At 72.6% G+C, this 15,448-nt stretch carries 11 protein-coding genes; 4 read left to right on the top strand and 7 right to left on the bottom strand.

Annotated elements, in window-relative coordinates:
• Positions 1-327 precede the first annotated feature (327 nt).
• Positions 328-1,494 carry a glutamate--cysteine ligase gene (locus tag ACH34T_RS33405; protein ID WP_396024939.1) on the bottom strand — a complete coding sequence of 389 codons (1,167 nt, stop codon included), beginning with the start codon at positions 1,492-1,494 and terminating at the stop codon, positions 328-330.
• A gap of 541 nt (positions 1,495-2,035) precedes the next feature.
• On the opposite strand from ACH34T_RS33405, the gene ACH34T_RS33400 reads away from it, so the two are divergent.
• Entirely contained in the window at positions 2,036-3,298 is a 1,263-nt protein-coding gene (locus ACH34T_RS33400; protein ID WP_396024938.1) for a D-alanyl-D-alanine carboxypeptidase family protein, read from the top strand.
• A gap of 161 nt (positions 3,299-3,459) precedes the next feature.
• Entirely contained in the window at positions 3,460-3,948 is a 489-nt protein-coding gene (locus ACH34T_RS33395; protein WP_396024937.1) for a nuclear transport factor 2 family protein, read from the top strand.
• Here ACH34T_RS33395 and ACH34T_RS33390 read toward each other — a convergent pair.
• The 4 genes from ACH34T_RS33390 to ACH34T_RS33375 all read right to left on the bottom strand — a co-directional run bounded on the left by ACH34T_RS33390 (position 3,918) and on the right by ACH34T_RS33375 (position 7,812).
• On the bottom strand, positions 3,918-4,967 hold the full coding sequence (locus ACH34T_RS33390; protein ID WP_396024936.1) for a YihY/virulence factor BrkB family protein: 1,050 nt from the start codon (positions 4,965-4,967) through the stop codon (positions 3,918-3,920). The two genes, ACH34T_RS33395 and ACH34T_RS33390, sit on opposite strands and share 31 nt — an antisense overlap.
• Positions 4,968-5,033: 66 nt before the next feature.
• Positions 5,034-5,648, bottom strand: coding sequence for a 2'-5' RNA ligase family protein (locus ACH34T_RS33385; protein WP_396024935.1), 615 nt, complete (start codon positions 5,646-5,648; stop codon positions 5,034-5,036).
• Positions 5,638-6,714 (bottom strand): tryptophan--tRNA ligase, encoded by a 1,077-nt coding sequence (trpS, locus tag ACH34T_RS33380; protein ID WP_396024999.1) that lies wholly within the window; start codon positions 6,712-6,714, stop codon positions 5,638-5,640. The genes ACH34T_RS33385 and trpS overlap by 11 nt, the downstream gene beginning before the upstream one ends.
• An 18-nt stretch (positions 6,715-6,732) precedes the next feature.
• Positions 6,733-7,812, bottom strand: a complete 1,080-nt coding sequence (locus tag ACH34T_RS33375) for a hemolysin family protein (protein WP_396024934.1) — start codon at positions 7,810-7,812, stop codon at positions 6,733-6,735.
• Between the two features lie 82 nt (positions 7,813-7,894).
• On the opposite strand from ACH34T_RS33375, the gene galE reads away from it, so the two are divergent.
• Positions 7,895-8,848, top strand: coding sequence for a UDP-glucose 4-epimerase GalE (gene galE, locus ACH34T_RS33370; RefSeq protein ID WP_396024933.1), 954 nt, complete (start codon positions 7,895-7,897; stop codon positions 8,846-8,848).
• Positions 8,849-8,858: 10 nt separating this feature from the next.
• Entirely contained in the window at positions 8,859-10,055 is a 1,197-nt protein-coding gene (gene galK / locus ACH34T_RS33365) for a galactokinase (RefSeq protein WP_396024932.1), read from the top strand.
• Here the strand turns inward: galK and ACH34T_RS33360 are convergent.
• Both ACH34T_RS33360 and ACH34T_RS33355 read right to left on the bottom strand, forming a co-directional pair.
• Positions 10,033-12,729 (bottom strand): hypothetical protein, encoded by a 2,697-nt coding sequence (locus tag ACH34T_RS33360; protein ID WP_396024931.1) that lies wholly within the window; start codon positions 12,727-12,729, stop codon positions 10,033-10,035. The genes galK and ACH34T_RS33360 overlap by 23 nt on opposite strands.
• A complete protein-coding gene (locus ACH34T_RS33355) occupies positions 12,719-14,536 on the bottom strand; it encodes an HSP90 family protein (RefSeq protein WP_396024930.1) in 1,818 nt (605 codons plus the stop codon). The genes ACH34T_RS33360 and ACH34T_RS33355 overlap by 11 nt, the downstream gene beginning before the upstream one ends.
• Between the last annotated feature and the right edge of the window lie 912 nt (positions 14,537-15,448).

Below are 15,448 nucleotides of genomic sequence, written 5' to 3'. Positions count from 1 at the left end.
CCGGTGGTCATCGTGTTCTTCTCTTCGGAGTCGGCCTCGCGTCCGGTCGTGCGTTCGGACGCGCTGCCGGGAATGGGACCGTGCTCTTGAACCGGCTCGCGTCCCGAGACGGGCTCTCGTCCCGGGACGGGCTCTCGTCCCGGGACGGGCTCGCGTCCCGGGACGGGCTCGCGTCCCGGGACGGGCTCGCGTCCGGGGACGGGCTCACCTCCGGAAACCGCTTCGCGACCCGAAACCGCTTCGCGGCCGGAGTCCGTCTCGCGGCCGGTGGCCGGATCGCGGCCTGGGACGGCGGCGCCGGGCGGGTTCCCCGGGACGGCCGGTTCCTCAGGTGCCGGCATGTGCGACCTCCCCCAGTGTGACGAACCTGTCCTCCGCGAGTTCGACGATCGCCGCGTCGACGATGTTCTCCAGTGTCCCGCCGTCGGCGCGGATCGCGCGCTGGCGCTCGTACGGGGCGCCGTGCTCCAGGACCTCGCCGACCACCTTGAGCTCCTCGGCGCAGCCGAGCCGGTCGGCCACCGGCTCCAGCTCCCTGATCAGCTCGTACAGGTCGTCGCGGAGCGGCGCGGTGTTCCCGTGGTCGTCGGTGATGACGTTGGCGTCGAGCCCGTACCGGGTCGCGCGCCACTTGTTGTCGCGCACCACCCAGGCGGCCGGGCGGGGCAGCGTGTAGCCGCGGTCGAGCTGCTGCTCGAACAGCGTGACCAGGCTCTGGCAGAGAGCGGCGGCCATGCCGGCCTCGCGCATGGTCGGGATGCCGTCGAACATCCTGATCTCGACGGTGCCAAAGTCGGGATGCGGACGGATATCCCACCAGACTTCCTTGATGCTCCGGATAGTCCCTGAACGCAAGAGCGTGTCCATGTAATCCTCGAACGCCGCCCAGTCGTCTAGCAGATGGGGTGGCCCGGCCGTCGGCAGCTGGCCGAACACGACCGCCCTGCAGGACGCCAGACCGGTGTCGCTGCCGCTCCAGAACGGGCTGGACGCGGTCAGCGCCAGGAAATGCGGAAGATAGGACGAGAGCGCGTTGACGATCGGAATCGCCCTGTCACGGTCGGAGACCCCGACGTGGACGTGAACGCCGAACGTCTGGATGCGCCGCGCCAGCCACTGCATCTCCTCGATGAGCTCGGCGTAGCGCCGCATCGGCGCCATGATCGCGTCCCGCCAGTCGCTGATCGGGTGGGTGCCGGTGCAGGCGAGCGCGATGTCGCGGTCGGCGGCGGCGGTGCGGAGCGTGGCGAGCGTCCCGGCGAGGTCGGCCTTGGCCTCCCCGACGGTGTGACAGATTCCGGTCACGACCTCGACCGTCGACTCCATCAGCTCGTGGCGGACCCGCGGGTTCTCGCCGTCCTCGCTGAGCGACGGCAGCGCGGCGAGCACCTCGCGTGCGTCCTGCCGCAGGTGCCTCGTCTCCGCATCGACGAGCTGGATCTCCCACTCGACGCCGAGCGTCGCCCCGTTCGATGCGTTGAAGTCAATGGCCACGGCCAACCTCCGTCCACAATCCTTGCAGGTCGTTGCGTGGCACGTGGCGCAATTCAAGCCAGCGGGTCCCTAAGCCTGGACAAACGCCGGTCCAGGTCACGTGTTCACGTGTCCGGTCCATGATGGCGTCCGCGGTAGCCGCCCTGCCGGGTGTCCATGCCCTTTGCGGATCAATTGACTCATGCGGACGGTCGGCGGGCACGCGGAGCCCCTACCTTTCGGTCATTGATCTTGTCTACGGCACCATCCGATCGAACTAGTCAGTCCGACCCAAAATACCGTCGATCACAGGCTGTCACCGATACTGGTCGTCCCTTACGTACTGTGGCGTCCCCCGGTGCGCCGGGCGTCGTGTACGTGCCGTGCTTGCCGTGTTCGCGTTCGGGTACCCCTTCGCCGGATACGTCGCCTAGTCTTCGGGGGAGTCATGGGCGTCACGCGTACGCGCGTCGGGAGCGATCGCGCTTCCACGGGATCGAGGAGCGTCGGAAGCTTGCGAGCAGAGCGGCGAAGGCGGACGAGCGTCCGCCGGGCCCTGACGATGATCACAGTACCGCTGACCACCGCGTCGCTCGCCGCCGGACCCGCCTTCCTGGCGGCCCCGGCCACGGCCGCCTCGCCACGCGCCGGGGCACGCACGGCGCCGCTCGGGACATCGCCGTCCGGGACGGCACCGTTCGGGACGTCGCCGGAGGACACCGTCGGCGGGCCGCAGCTCGCCGGGCGCGGGATCGTCCTCAACGAGGCGGCGGGCGTGCCCGCGCTGCCGAAGATCAAGGCGGGCTCGTACCTGATCGCGGACGCCGACACCGGCGACGTCCTCGCCGCCAAGGACCCGCACGGCCAGTACCTGCCGGCGAGCACGATCAAGACGCTGACGGCGCTGACGCTCGTCCCCAAGCTGGACCCGAACCGGGTCGTCCGGCCCTCGCAGAAGGCCTGCGACGTCGAGGGCACCAAGGTCGGGCTCACGCCGAAGATGCGCTACAAGGTCTCCGACCTGTTCCACGCGATGCTGATGATGTCGGCCAACGACGCGTCGGTGACGCTGGCGGAGGCGCACGGCGGCATGTCCAGGACGCTCGCCGACATGAACGCCGAGGCCAAGCGGATCAACGCCCACGACACGCTCGCCGGGTCGCCGAACGGGCTGGACAAGGACCTCGGGCTGAGCCTCCGCACCCAGCACACGTCCGCGTACGACCTGGCGCTGATTCTGCGCGAGGGGATGAAGAACCCCGCCTACCGCCGGTACATGCAGGCGATCGACTTCGACTTCCCGGCGCCGCCGACGAAGAAGGAGCGCAAGAAGGGCAAGAAGGTCGGCGGGTACCCGATCCACACCCACAACCACATGATGCCGGGCGAGCGGGACGCCTACACGGGCATGCTCGGCGGCAAGAACGGCTACACGATCGCCGCCCGGCAGACGTTCGTCGCCCAGGCCCGGCGCGGCGGGCACACGATCGTGATCTCGCTGATGAAGGCGGACGAGCGGCCGTCGGAGATCGCGGCCAAGCTGCTGGACTGGGGCTTCGCCGCCCGCGGCAAGGCCGAGCCGGTCGGCGCGCTCGTCGCCCCCGGCAACCCCAAGACGGTCCGGAAGGACGGCACCCAGGACGGCGTGCTGCCGGACGCCCCGCTCGCGTCCGACGACACGACCCGCGTGTGGCTGCTCGTCGGCGGCGGCACGGCGGGCGCCCTGCTGGCCATCGCGGTCCTCTTCGTCGTGCTGCGCCGGCGGCGGCGCCTGGAGTCCCTGCGCTACCGGTCCACCGCCGCGTCGGACGACATCGGACCCTGAACGGCCTGCTGAAAGGCAGCGAAGCGGGTGGTAAAGGTTCGCTCCTGGCCGTTCCGGGGCCCTGGCCTGGTGACGCCGGCGGGCTTACGCTCGCGGTGGCGCCGGTCACCTCGCCGCCGCCGCAGGAGACGGCGGGCCGGTGCCGCGGGAGGAAGCGGGCCATGTCCGACATGCACGTCTCCGCGGCCGGTGCGGCCACCGCGGGTGCGTCCGCGTTCGGTGCGTCCGCGTTCGGCGACGGCGCGGGCGCGGGCGAGCATCCGAACGTGACGCTGCTGAAAGACGGCTACACGGCCTTCGCGAAGGGCGACATGGCGTCCATCCGCGGGCTGCTCGCCGAGAACGTCGTGCACGCCGTGCCGGGACGCGGGCCGCTGTGCGGCGAGTACCGGACGCCGGAGGAGGTCCTCGGCTTCTACGTCCGGCTGTTCGAGCTGTCCGGCGGGACGTTCCGCGCCGAGCCGTACGCGGTGATGGCGAACGAGGAGTACGGCGCGGCGCTCGTCCAGACGTACGCCGAACGTCCGGGCAGTCCTGGACGGGTGCTCGACGGCCGCGCCGTGGACCTGTTCCGCATCGAGGACGGGAAGATCACCGAGATCCGCACGCTCGCGGAGGATCAGTACGCCGACGACGCCTTCTGGTCCTGAGCGCTCGGCCTCGCGGGCTTGGCGGCAGGCTTGCCGGACTCGTCAGGCTTGCCGGATTCGTCGAGCTCGTCGGACGCGGGTGGTTCCGCCTTCTCCGGGTTGTCGGCGTCGGCGGTGAGGACGACGCGGCGGGTGGCCGTCCACGCGGCGACGAACAGCGTGAAGCGGGACACGATGTTGATCCACACCATCAGCCCGACCAGGACGGCGAACGCGCCGTAGACCGGGTTCTCCGTCGTCCGCGCGATGAGCAGCGTCGCGGTCTGCTTGAGCAGCTCGAAGCCCACGGCCCCGAACAGCGCGCCGCGGATGATCCGCCGCCAGGGCGCCCGGGTGCCCGACAGCCGGGTGAACAGCACCAGGAAGATCACGGTGTTGAACGCGGTCGCGCAGGCGAGCGACAGCAGCCGCAGCCCGGTGCCGGCGCCGGTGACGTCCTCCAGCCCGAACCAGCCGAGGACGGTGTGCGTCGCCGACGTCGTGACCGTCGACACCGCCATCCCGCAGATCAGGACCACGCCGAGGAACGCCAGGACGGCCACGTCCCACAGCCGCTTGACGGCGAAGTTCCCGCCGCCGCCCGGCTCGTTGCCCCACATGGCGCGCAGCGACTCGCGCAGGACCTGCACCCAGCCCTGCCCGGTGACCAGCAGCGCGACCAGGCCGATGATCCCGACGGTCGTCTTGGACTGCGCGATCTCCTCGACCCTGAGCTGGTCGGACAGGCCGGGCAGCAGCGAGTTCACGGCCCGGACGAAGTAGTCGCGCGCCTCGGCGCTGACGCCGACGACGTAGCCGAGCAGCGAGTACGCCAGCGCCAGCAGCGGGAAGAACGACAGGAAGCCGTAGCAGGTCAGCGCGGCGGCGAGCCGGTCGCCGCGCCGCTCCCGGTACCGCTGGAACGCGCGCGCGTGGTGGTCGAGCCACGGCTGGCGGCGGCGGGCGTCGCGCAGCAGGTCCTTGCCGCGGCCGAACAGGGCCTCGCTTCTCCGCTGCACCCTGTTGATCACCTGCCGCATGCACGGAACCTACCCAGCGGCGGTCAGTCGATGCGGCGGACGGTAATCGGGTGTTAAACGCTGCGTTTAATCGCCGCCTCCGGTGAAGACGAAGTCGCGTTGGGGGCGCCAGACGCCGTCCAGGCCGTGCTCGTAGAGGGAGAAGCCCCACACGTCGAAGTCGGCGCTGTAGCCGGCGAGCTCCTTGAACGCCTTGTCCATGACGTCGTCGGGCAGGTGGTGGGCGATGGTGACGTGCGGGTGGTAGGGGAACGGCAGCGGCCGGGCGAGCGGCCCCGACAGAACCCTCGCCTGGACGCGTTCGCAGCCGCCGATTCCTTCGGCGAGCGCGACGAACACGACCGGGGACACCGGCCGGAACGTTCCGCTGCCGCGCAGCTTGATCTGGAACGGCCGCTCGGTTCGGGCGATCTCCCGCAGGTGCTCCTCGACGGCGCCGAGCGCGGACTCGGCCACCTCGGTCGGCGGGAGCAGCGTGATGTGCGTCGGGATCGCGGTGGCGAGCGGGTCGCCGAACGAGGCGCGCTTGGCCTGCAGCAGCGCGCCGTGCGGGTCGGGGATCGGGATGGCGACGCCGATCGCGCGGACCCCGGCGGCCCGGTCCGGACCGCCGCCGCGTGCGGAGGGCGCCTCCCCGGGGCCCTCCGCGGCGGCGTCGTGGGGTGGGCGGTCAGCGACCACGTCCCACGAATCCCACCCGGTCGCGGACGGTCTCCATCGTCCGCGCGGCGACCCCGGACGCGCGTTCGGCGCCCTGCGCGAGGACACGGTCGAGCTGCTCCTCGTCGTCCAGCAGCTTCTGCGTGCGTTCCCTGATCGGCGTGAACGTGTCGACGACGAGTTGCGCGAGGTCCTTCTTGAACTGCCCGTAGCCGGAGCCCGCGTAGCGGCGCTCCAGGTCGGGGACGGACGCGCCGTCCAGCGCCGAGTAGATCCGCAGCAGGTTGGTGACGCCGGCCTTCTTCTCCTCGTCGTACACGACGTCCGTGCCGGTGTCGGTGACCGCGCGCATGATCTTCTTGCGCATCGGGCCCGGCTCCTCCAGCACATCGATGATCCCCTGCGGGGAGGACGCCGACTTGCTCATCTTCGCGTCCGGCTCCTGGAGATCGGTGATCTTCGCGGCACCCTGCGGGATGTGCGCCTCGGGCGGGACGAACGTCTCGCCGAACCGGTGGTTGAACCGCTGCGCGAGGACGCGGGTCAGCTCCAGATGCTGCCGCTGGTCCTCGCCGACCGGCACGCGCAGCGCCCGCTCCCCCTCGCCTGGCTCCGGCGTGTAGAGCAGGATGTCGGCGGCCTGCAAGATCGGGTACGTGAACAGCCCGACGGTGGTGCCGCCCGCCCCCTGCTTGGACGACTTGTCCTTGAACTGGGTCATGCGCCCGGCCTCACCGAATCCGGTGATGCAGCCCAGCACCCACGCCAGCTCGGCGTGCTCGGGGACCTGGCTCTGCACGAACACGGTGGCGCGCTCCGGGTCGAGGCCCATCGCGAGGAGCTGCGCGACGGCGACCTTCGTCCGGCGGCGCAGCACCGCCGGGTCGTGCTCGACGGTGATCGCGTGCAGGTCGACCACGCAGTAGAAGGCGTCATGCGTGTCCTGCATCGCGACCCACTGCCGCAATGCGCCCAGGTAATTGCCGAGGTGGAACGAGTCGGCGGTGGGCTGGATGCCGGACAGCACGCGGGGCCTGACGGCCCCGCTCGTCTCGGGCGCTGCTGCTGGGCTGGACGCTTCGGGCATGTGCACGGACCGATTCTCTCAGGTATCGCCTAAGGCTCCACCGCGGGTGGCGCCGCTGGTCGCGGGACCGGCGGCGGGGGCCGTGGCGGGGCCGTCGGCGGTGTCGCCGGCGCCCGCCCGCGGGGTTGCGGACGGGGTGGCGAGCGTCGCCGTGACGGCCTGCGGCGTCGCCCGCGGCGTGACGCGCACGCGGGCCACCCGGCGGCCGTCCATCCCGGCCACCGCGAGACGGTGGCCGCCGGCGTCCACCGAGTCGCCCTCGGCGGGCACGCGGCGCAGCACCGCCATGATGTGGCCGGCGACCGTCTCGTAGGGCCCGGCGGGGAGCTTGATGCCGGTCTCGGCGGCGAAGTCGTCGAGGTTCAGCAGGCCGTCGACCTCGACCACGCCGCCGTGCAGCCGCCGCGCCTGCGCGTCCTGGACATCATATTCGTCGCGGATGTCCCCGATGAGCTCCTCCAAAAGGTCCTCCATCGTGACGATCCCGGCGACGCCGCCGTACTCGTCCATGACGATCGCCAGGTGGCAGCCCTCGCGGCGCATCTCCGACAGCGCCGGCAGGACCCGTTTCGACGACGGCAGGAACTTCACGGGCCGCACCAGCTCGCCCACCGAGCGGTTCAGGGGAGCCGTCTCCCCGCCTGGGACCGCCCGGTCCTGCTCCAGAGGGTCCTGGTCCAGAGGGTCCTGCTCCGGCGGGTCGGGGGCGAGCAGGTCGCGGATGTGGACGAACCCGATCACCTCGTCGTGGGACTCGCGGCAGACGGGGAACCGCGAGTGCGGGCTCCCGGCGGCCAGGCGCGCGGCGGCGGTCAGCGGGAGCGCGGCGTCCAGGAACACCACCTCGGTGCGCGGGACGAGGACCTCCCGCAGCGGCCGCTCCCCCGCCGCGAACACCTCCCCGATCAGCGTCCGCTCGTCGGCGGTGAGCTGCGTGTTCTCGGCCACCAGCGCCCGCATCCGCTCCGCCGTCAGCTCCTCGCGGAGCGCGGCGGGGTCGCCGCCCGACAGCCGCACGACGAGGTTGGTCGAGCTCGACAGCAGCCACACCAGCGGCCGCGCGAGCCCCCACGGCGGCCGTGACGGCGTCCGGTCCATGGGTTCAGCCTTCCCCGTTCGGGGTTGCGGATAGCCTGGACTGACCCCGACGCCACATTGTCTTTCGCATGGAGGTCCGTTCGTGAAGCTGCTCGTCACCGGAGGCGCAGGCTACGTCGGCAGCGTCGTCTCCGCCCTGCTCCTGGAGGCGGGGCACGAGGTCGTCGTGCTGGACGACGTGTCCACCGGGCACGAGGACACCGTCCCGGAAGGCGCCCGCCTCGTGCGCGGCACGCTGCGGGACACGGCCGCGGATCTGCTGGCCGGCGCCGGGTTCGAGGCCGTCCTGCACTTCGCCGCCAAGTCCCTCGTGGGCGAGTCGGTGGAGAAGCCCGGCCTGTACTGGGAGAAGAACCTCGGCGAGTCGCTGGCGCTGCTGGACGCGATGCGCGTGGCGGGCGTCCCGCGGATCGTGTTCTCCTCGACGGCCGCGGTCTACGGGGAGCCGGAGTCGACGCCGATCCTGGAGACCGACCCGACCCGTCCGACGAACCCGTACGGGGCGTCCAAGCTGGCGATCGACACGGCGCTGGCCGAGTACGCGCGGCTGCACGGCATCGGCGGGGTGTCGCTGCGGTACTTCAACGTGGCGGGCGCGTACGGGCGGCTCGGCGAGCGGCACGCCGTGGAGACGCACCTGATCCCGAACGTGCTGAAGATCGCGCAGGGGGACGGCGAGGCGGTGAAGATGTTCGGCGACGACTACCCGACGCCGGACGGCACCTGCGTCCGCGACTACGTCCACGTGACCGACCTCGGCCGCGCCCATCTGCTCGCGCTGGACGCCTGCGCCCCCGGCACCCACCGGATCTTCAACCTGGGCAGCGGCACGGGCAGCTCCGTCAAGGAGGTCGTGGACATGTGCCGCGAGGTCACCGGGCGGGAGATCCCGGTGGAGGTCGCGCCGCGCCGTCCGGGCGACCCGGCGGTGCTGGTCGCCTCGTCCGACAAGATCCAGACGGAGCTGGGCTGGAAGCCGGAGCGCGACCTGCGCACCATGGTCGACGACGCGTGGACGTTCCTGCGGTCGCGGTGAGCCCTCAGTGGTGAGCCCTCAGTACGGGACCGACCGGATCGTCCAGGCCGACCGGCCGCAAGCCGATTTCGCGGCGGCGTACGGGCGGGACGCGGAGGGCGTCTGGCACGCGCCGGGACGGGTCAACCTGATCGGCGAGCACACCGACTACAACGACGGTCTCGTGCTGCCCTTCGCGTTGCCGCTCGGCGTTTCGGTGGCCGCGGCCCGGCGGGACGACGGCGTGATCGAAGTCCGGTCGCACCAGGCCGGTGGGACTGTGGTCGCGCCCGTCGACGGCGGGACCGTGGTGTCCGAGGGATGGGCGTCCGAGCGGGCGTGGGCGGCGTATCCGGTCGGTGTCGCGCGGGTGCTGCGGGAGCACGGGGTGGGCGGCGCGTCGCTGCTGATCGACTCCGATCTGCCGCAGGGCGCGGGGCTGTCCTCGTCGGCCGCGCTGGAGTGCGCGACGGCGCTGGCGCTCTGCGACCTGCATGGCGTGGAGATCGACCGTCCCGCGCTGGCGCTGCTGGCGCAGCGGGCCGAGAACGAGCAGGTCGGCGTGCCGTGCGGGCTGATGGACCAGTCGGCGTCGCTGCTGTGCAAGGCAGGGCGTGCGCTGATGCTCGACTGCCGTAGCGGCCTGTCGGGGCAGGTCCCGTTCGACCCGGCGGCGGCCGGGCTGACGCTGCTGGTCGTCGACACGCGGGCCTCGCACGCGCTGACCGGCGGTGAGTACGGCCGGCGGCGCGCCGAGTGCGAGGAGGCCGCGGGGCTGCTCGGCGTCAGCGCGCTCCGTGATGTCAAAGATCTCGCGGGCGCGCTCGGGACGCTGAGCGATCCCGTGCTGCGGCGCCGCGTCCAGCATGTCGTCACCGAGAACCACCGGGTCGAGGCCACGGCCGGGCTGCTGCGCGCCGGAGCCGTCGCCGAGCTCGGCGCGATGCTGAACGCGTCGCACCTGTCACTGCGCGACCAGTTCGAGGTCTCCTGGCCCGAGGCGGACGCGGCCGTCGACGCGGCGGTGCGGGCGGGCGCGCGCGGTGGACGGATGGTCGGCGGCGGCTTCGGCGGCTCCGTGATCGTCCTGGCTCCCGCCGGAAGGGCCGACCGGGTCAGGGACGCGATCATCGCCGCGTATGCCAAGCGCGGCTGGGCCGCGCCGGAGTTCCTCGACGCGGTCCCGTCCGGTGGGGCCGGGCGCGTCACTCCTCCATCGCCGAGTTGAGGTCGTCGCGGAGCCTGGCGGCGTCCTCGGCGGGGCCGGGCTCGTCCAGGGTCGTGAAGCCGTCCACGGCGGCGGACGCGTGCGCGGCCGCCTCGGGCAGCCGCCCCACCTGGGCCAGGATGCGGGCCTGGTCGTAGGAGACGAGCGCGGTCTCCCAGACGCGGGCCGGCTCGTTGTCCGGCGGCAGCCCCGCGAGCGCCGCGCGGGCCGTGTCGGCGACCGTGACGGCATGGTCGGCGTCGCCGGTCCACAGCAGGCACATCGCGCGGCGGCGGCGGGTGCGGACGACCCCGTACGGGTCGCCGGCCTTCTCGTACGCCTCGGCGGCCTCGGCGTACCGATCGGCGGCCTGGCCGTCCATGTCGAGGTTCGTCAGGACGTCGGCGGCCTCGTTGAGGAAGTGCGCGACGGCGTCGTGCCGCCCGTCGTTCGCGGCGTCCTGGGCGAGGGACGTGAACGACGCGGCCGCGTCCTCCTCGCCCATCTCCTTCTGCGCGTGCGCGAGGATCAGCCGGCAGCGGCGCTCCGCGTCCCGTCCGTCGTTCGCACGGCCGTCCGGGGCGGTGAGCGACGGCAGCGCCTCCTCGGCCGTCTCGGCGGCCTCCAGGTGACGGCCCGTCGACAGGTACGCGGCGGCGAGGTCGACGCGCAGGTGGATCGCCTGCTCCTGCAGGCCCTCCGCCGTCCAGCACGCGATGGCCTCGGCGAGGTCGGCGACCGCGTCGGCCGGACGGTCCAGCGCGAGGAGCGCGAGCCCGCGTTCGGAATGCGCCGCCGCCCGCATCGGCGACGGGCCGGACAGCGCGCCGAGCCCCTCGTCGATCAGGGCGATCACCTCGTCGTCCGGGCCGCTCTCCTGCCTGGCGAGCGTCCGGGCGAGGAGCAGCGCGGGCGCGGCGACGTCCTCCGGGTCGCCGGACGCGCGCGCGGCCTCCGCGGACCGGCGCAGCGCCGCGACCGCCCCGTCGGCGTCGGCGGACATCAGCAGCGCCTGCCCGCGCAGGAACCACAGCTCGCCCGCGCTGTCGGGATCGTCGCCGGGGTCGACCCGGTCCAGGGTGGCCAGCGCGTCGGCGGGACGGTCGAACTCCACGTACGCGGTGGCGAGCCGCAGCAGCGACCCGGTCGCGTCGCCCTCGCCGGTCGGATGGGCGGTGAAATGGTCGGCGGCGGCGGCCATCTCGTCCAGGCCGCGCGGGTCGTCCATCCGGGCGTGCATCGCGCCGAGGCGGCCGAGCGCCCGGTGCCGGCGCGTCTCGTCGCCCAGCTCGCCGAACAGCCGGTGCGTCTCCGCCCAGCACTCGGCGGCGGCCTCGCGCTCGTCCTCGACGGCGTGCTCGACGCCCTTGCCGTCCAGGCGGCGGGCCCGCTGCAGCGGGGTCGGCTCCGTCGTCTCGGCGACGACGTCGAACCGCCGCCACGCGGCCAGCGTGCGGGGCATGTCGCGGCGGGTGCGGCGCCTGTCGGCGATGTCCAGGAGCGTGTCGAGGTCGTTCTCGGTGCTCAGGTCGTCGTCGTCCGGGACGGGCCGCGGCGCCGCCGCCGGTGACGGCGGTGTGGCCGGGTAGCGGTGGTGCGGGGCCAGCGGCACGAAGTCGACGACCGGCTCAGCCTCCATGACGGCGCGCACCTTGTCGCCCTGGTGGGACGTCTCGTTGCGGGCGTCGAACCGGCCCGCCAGCTCCGTCGCGCGCTCCGCCAGCTCGGTGCGCAGGTCGTCCAGCGGGACGTCCGCCGCCGGGCGGCCGTCCGCCGCGGGACGCCGGATCAGCGCGCCGCCGTGCCCGGCCGCCGTGACCCGCCCCAGGACGAGCGCCGCCGCCGCGCAGAACTCCATCTCCGCGTGGCTGCTCGGCGCCCGGTCGAGCCACCCCAGATGCCGCTGGACGATCTCCAGCCCGCGCGCCTCGTTGCCCGTGATCGCGCAGAACTCCAGGTGCTCGGCGATGTCGCTCAGGTCGGCGAGCCGGGCCCGGTGCACCCGGTACGCGCGGCGGTGCGCGTCGGCGGCCTGCTCGACGCGGCCCGTCCGCAGGTACACCGGCAGCATCGCGGACTGGATCGACTGCGGCTGCTCGTTGCACGTCAGCGTCGCGCTCAGCACGGGCGCGGCGATCTCGAACGCCTCCTCGTGGCGTCCGGTCTCCACGAGATGGCGGGCCATGCCGGTCGGGTCGCAGCCCTCGCAGTCCGACAGCTCGTCCCGTTCGGCGGCGCGCCATTTCGTGTACCACTCGTCCGCCGACCCGTCGCCGACGTGCCGCGCCACGACGTTCCGGTAGTGGTACACCGCCTGGAGGCTGTGGCCGCCCGCCTTGTAGCGGCGCTCCATGTCGTCCAGCACGCTGTAGGCCCGGTCCAGCGGGATCTCCGGGAACAGGGTGAGCGAGCTGACGATCGCCTTCATCTGCCACAGCAGGCCGTGCGTCTCGTCGAACCGGCCGGGGTCGCGGTCGTGCTCGGCCAGCGTCCGGCTGAACGTCGCGAACGCCTTCACGGGCTCGCCGCCGTACCGGTACGCGTCCGTCAGCCGGACCCGGACATGGAACGCCAGCACATCGTCGCCGGCCGCCTCCGCACGGCGCAGCGCGTCCTCGATCAGGACGGTCCTGGCCTCGCCGTAGGGCAGCTCCTGCGACCGCGCCATCAGCGCGTAGACGTCATCAGTGCTCACTAGGGGCCTCCGGGGAGTGGACGGCCCATTCCAGCAGGCCGATGAAAGAACGGTTCAGCACCGCCGTGTCGGCGGGCCGCAGCGGATGGTGGCCGAGCAGCAGCGCCTGCCCGTACAGCGCCTGGACGGCCAGTTCCACAAGGCCGTTCCGGGGGGCGTGGGGGGTCGTCCCCCCACCGGAGACAGGGCCGTCGTCGCCGAGGGAGGTGACTCGCCGGGTCAGCGGGTTGCGGTGGTTGAGCACCAGCTGCGGACGTTCGACGCCGGTCGTCGCGTTGACCGCGCCGAGGACGCCGGACCACAGCTCGTCCGCCTCCTCCCGCGCCCGCGCCAGCTCCTCGCGGAACTGCGCGTCGCGGCTGGTCAGATACAGCGCGGGCAGCGACGCCGGATCGAACTCGCGGACCACGACCTCGCAGCCGAGCCGCTCCACCGCCCGCTGCGCCGCCACGAGGAACGGCCGCAGCCGCAGCTCCGCCGCCGGGTCGAGGACGCCGAACGCGGTCGTCAGCTCCGCCGGGTCCAGCCTGGTCAGCCGGATGTCGGGGTCCAGGGCGGGCAGCCGCTCGATGATCTCGATGTCGTGCACGTAGCCGCCGTTGACGAGGCCGACGCCCTGCGCGCCCGCCACCGCCGACAGCCGCCGGAACTCGTCGACGCTCGCGGTGAACCGGCCGTCGGGGTGCCGGCGACGGAACTCGTGCAGCGTCATCGGCCCGGCGGACGTCTCGTACTCCAGCCACCGGTCCACGATCCGGAGCATGTCGTCGTCGTGCAGCGCCATCGCCTTCACGCCGAGCTGATGCAGCCGCAGGAACGCGCGCAGCCGCCCCGGGTCGGTCTCCGACAGCCGCACCAGCCACTGCCGCAGGACCTCACCCAGACCCTGCCGCGCCGAGTCGAGCAGCTCGTCCTCGTAGAGCGCCTCGCGGCTCGCCGTCGGGCGCAGCTCGCCCGCGTCGACGACGCAGCGGGCGAAGAACGCCCACTCGGGGAGGAGGGCCTCGACGTTCTCGGCCAGCAGCATCCGCTTCAGGTAGACGCGGTGCGCGGCGCGCGCGGCGGGCGAGACCGGCTGCGGCAGCACGAACGCGACGCCCGTCAGCCCGGCCTCGGCCACGTCCAAGTCGACGACGTCGAACGGCGTGAACCCGTACAGGTCTTCGCAGTACCGCTCCAGCGCCCGCCTGCGGGACGCCGGGTCGGGGTGGGCGACCTTCCAGGGCGGGCCGTCGCCGGTGACCGGCACGCCGTCCACGGTCAGCTCGACGGGGAGCAGCGACCCGTACGTGCGGGCGAGGTCGGCGACGACCTCAGGGCTGAGCAGCTCCGCCGACCCCGGACGCGCCCGCAGCGCGACCGTCGTGCCGGGCTCGTCGCGCTCGGCGGGCCCGACCCGGTAGCTGCCTCCGGACAGGCCCGTCCAGCGGACGGCGTCGCCGCCGTTCGCGGAGCGGGTCACGACCTCGATCTCGTCCGCGACGAGAAACGCCGACAGCAGCCCGATGCCGAACTGGCCGAGGAAGTCGTGCCGGGCGAAGCCCAGCTCGTCCCGCTTGGACGACTGCCCGATCGTGGCCAGCAGCGTGTGGACCTCGTCGGCGGTGAGCCCGATGCCGTCGTCGTGGACGCGCAGCGTCCCGCCGCTCGTCTCGATCTCGACCCGTCCGCCCGCGCCGCGCGCCGTGATCGCGTCCACCGCGTTCTGCAGCAGCTCGCGCAGATACACCCGCGGGCTCGCGTAGAGATGCCGGCTCAGCAGATCCACCACGCCGCGCAGGTCGACCTGAAATGCCTGTTCCGCCACCGCACGCACCCCTCGACCGTCTTTCCTGGCTGATCATCTTCCGGGACAACACACCCTAGCGACCGATACCGACGATCTCAGATCATTTGCGGAGTATTTCCGATCAACCTGGCGCCGAGTTGACCCATGGGACCGTAGTCGGTCATGCGCATGGTGATCACGCGACTTCAGCCGGAACTTGGACGATTTCCAACCGACGCGGGCGGCCGCGCACGCGCTTGGGTTGTGCTCTGGCGCGTACGGCTCCGTCGAATTGAACGTCGAACCCGGCCGCCTGTCAGCCGGCCGTGCTCGACGCGGATCGAATGCTTTCGGTGCGAGCGCGCCGGCGCTTTCGCGCAGCGTGTGCGGACGCCCGGCGCGGCCGCCCGGCGAGCACGACGGGATCGGCGGCGGCGAGCGTGCCCGCGACCGCGAAAACGGCAAGCGAAATATCCCGGCCCCTCCGACGCGTCCGAAACCGTATTCGCCCGCGGTGTCGCCGACAGTTTCGGTTCTTCACCGATCACCGAGTGGGGCCCGTTCTTCCGGCTCGCTTCCCGCGGCGGAGCCGCCGAGACCGCCGCCGGGTCAAAAACCAGTTCGAGTGAGGGAAGTCCGGCTCCTGCCCGACGGCCGAGGGCCGGTTCCAGTTCACGATCGATCCGCCGGAGTACGTACGCGCCGTGCCGAAGCGGAGGACACCCACTTTCGGCGACGACCCCGCACACACGGTGAGGTACGGGTCCCGGCCAGACCGAATCTCACTTCCGGCCCGCGCCGTCCGCACGATCTGAGAGCCGCCATTCGCCATTCCGCCGCCGCCCCTTTGCGGCGGACGGCCGGACGGAGCCCGGCATGCCGACGGTCGCCTCGACTCCCGGCGAACGAACGAGCCCCGGACCGGTGGGGTCCGGGGCTCGACGTCGTCGC

Source organism: Actinomadura sp. 9N215 (assembly GCF_044326345.1).
Classification (GTDB): Bacteria; Actinomycetota; Actinomycetes; order Streptosporangiales; family Streptosporangiaceae; genus Spirillospora.
This window is presented reverse-complemented; position numbering and strand designations above follow the sequence as displayed.

What these genes read in the sequence shown, in the direction of transcription:
- ACH34T_RS33400 (WP_396024938.1), top strand. Translation starts at nt 2,036, where the DNA reads ATGATCACAGTACCGCTGACCACCGCGTCGCTCGCCGCCGGACCCGCC.
- ACH34T_RS33375 (WP_396024934.1), bottom strand. Translation starts at nt 7,812, where the DNA reads ATGGACCGGACGCCGTCACGGCCGCCGTGGGGGCTCGCGCGGCCGCTG.
- ACH34T_RS33390 (WP_396024936.1), bottom strand. Translation starts at nt 4,967, where the DNA reads ATGCGGCAGGTGATCAACAGGGTGCAGCGGAGAAGCGAGGCCCTGTTC.
- trpS (WP_396024999.1), bottom strand. Translation starts at nt 6,714, where the DNA reads ATGCCCGAAGCGTCCAGCCCAGCAGCAGCGCCCGAGACGAGCGGGGCC.
- ACH34T_RS33395 (WP_396024937.1), top strand. Translation starts at nt 3,460, where the DNA reads ATGTCCGACATGCACGTCTCCGCGGCCGGTGCGGCCACCGCGGGTGCG.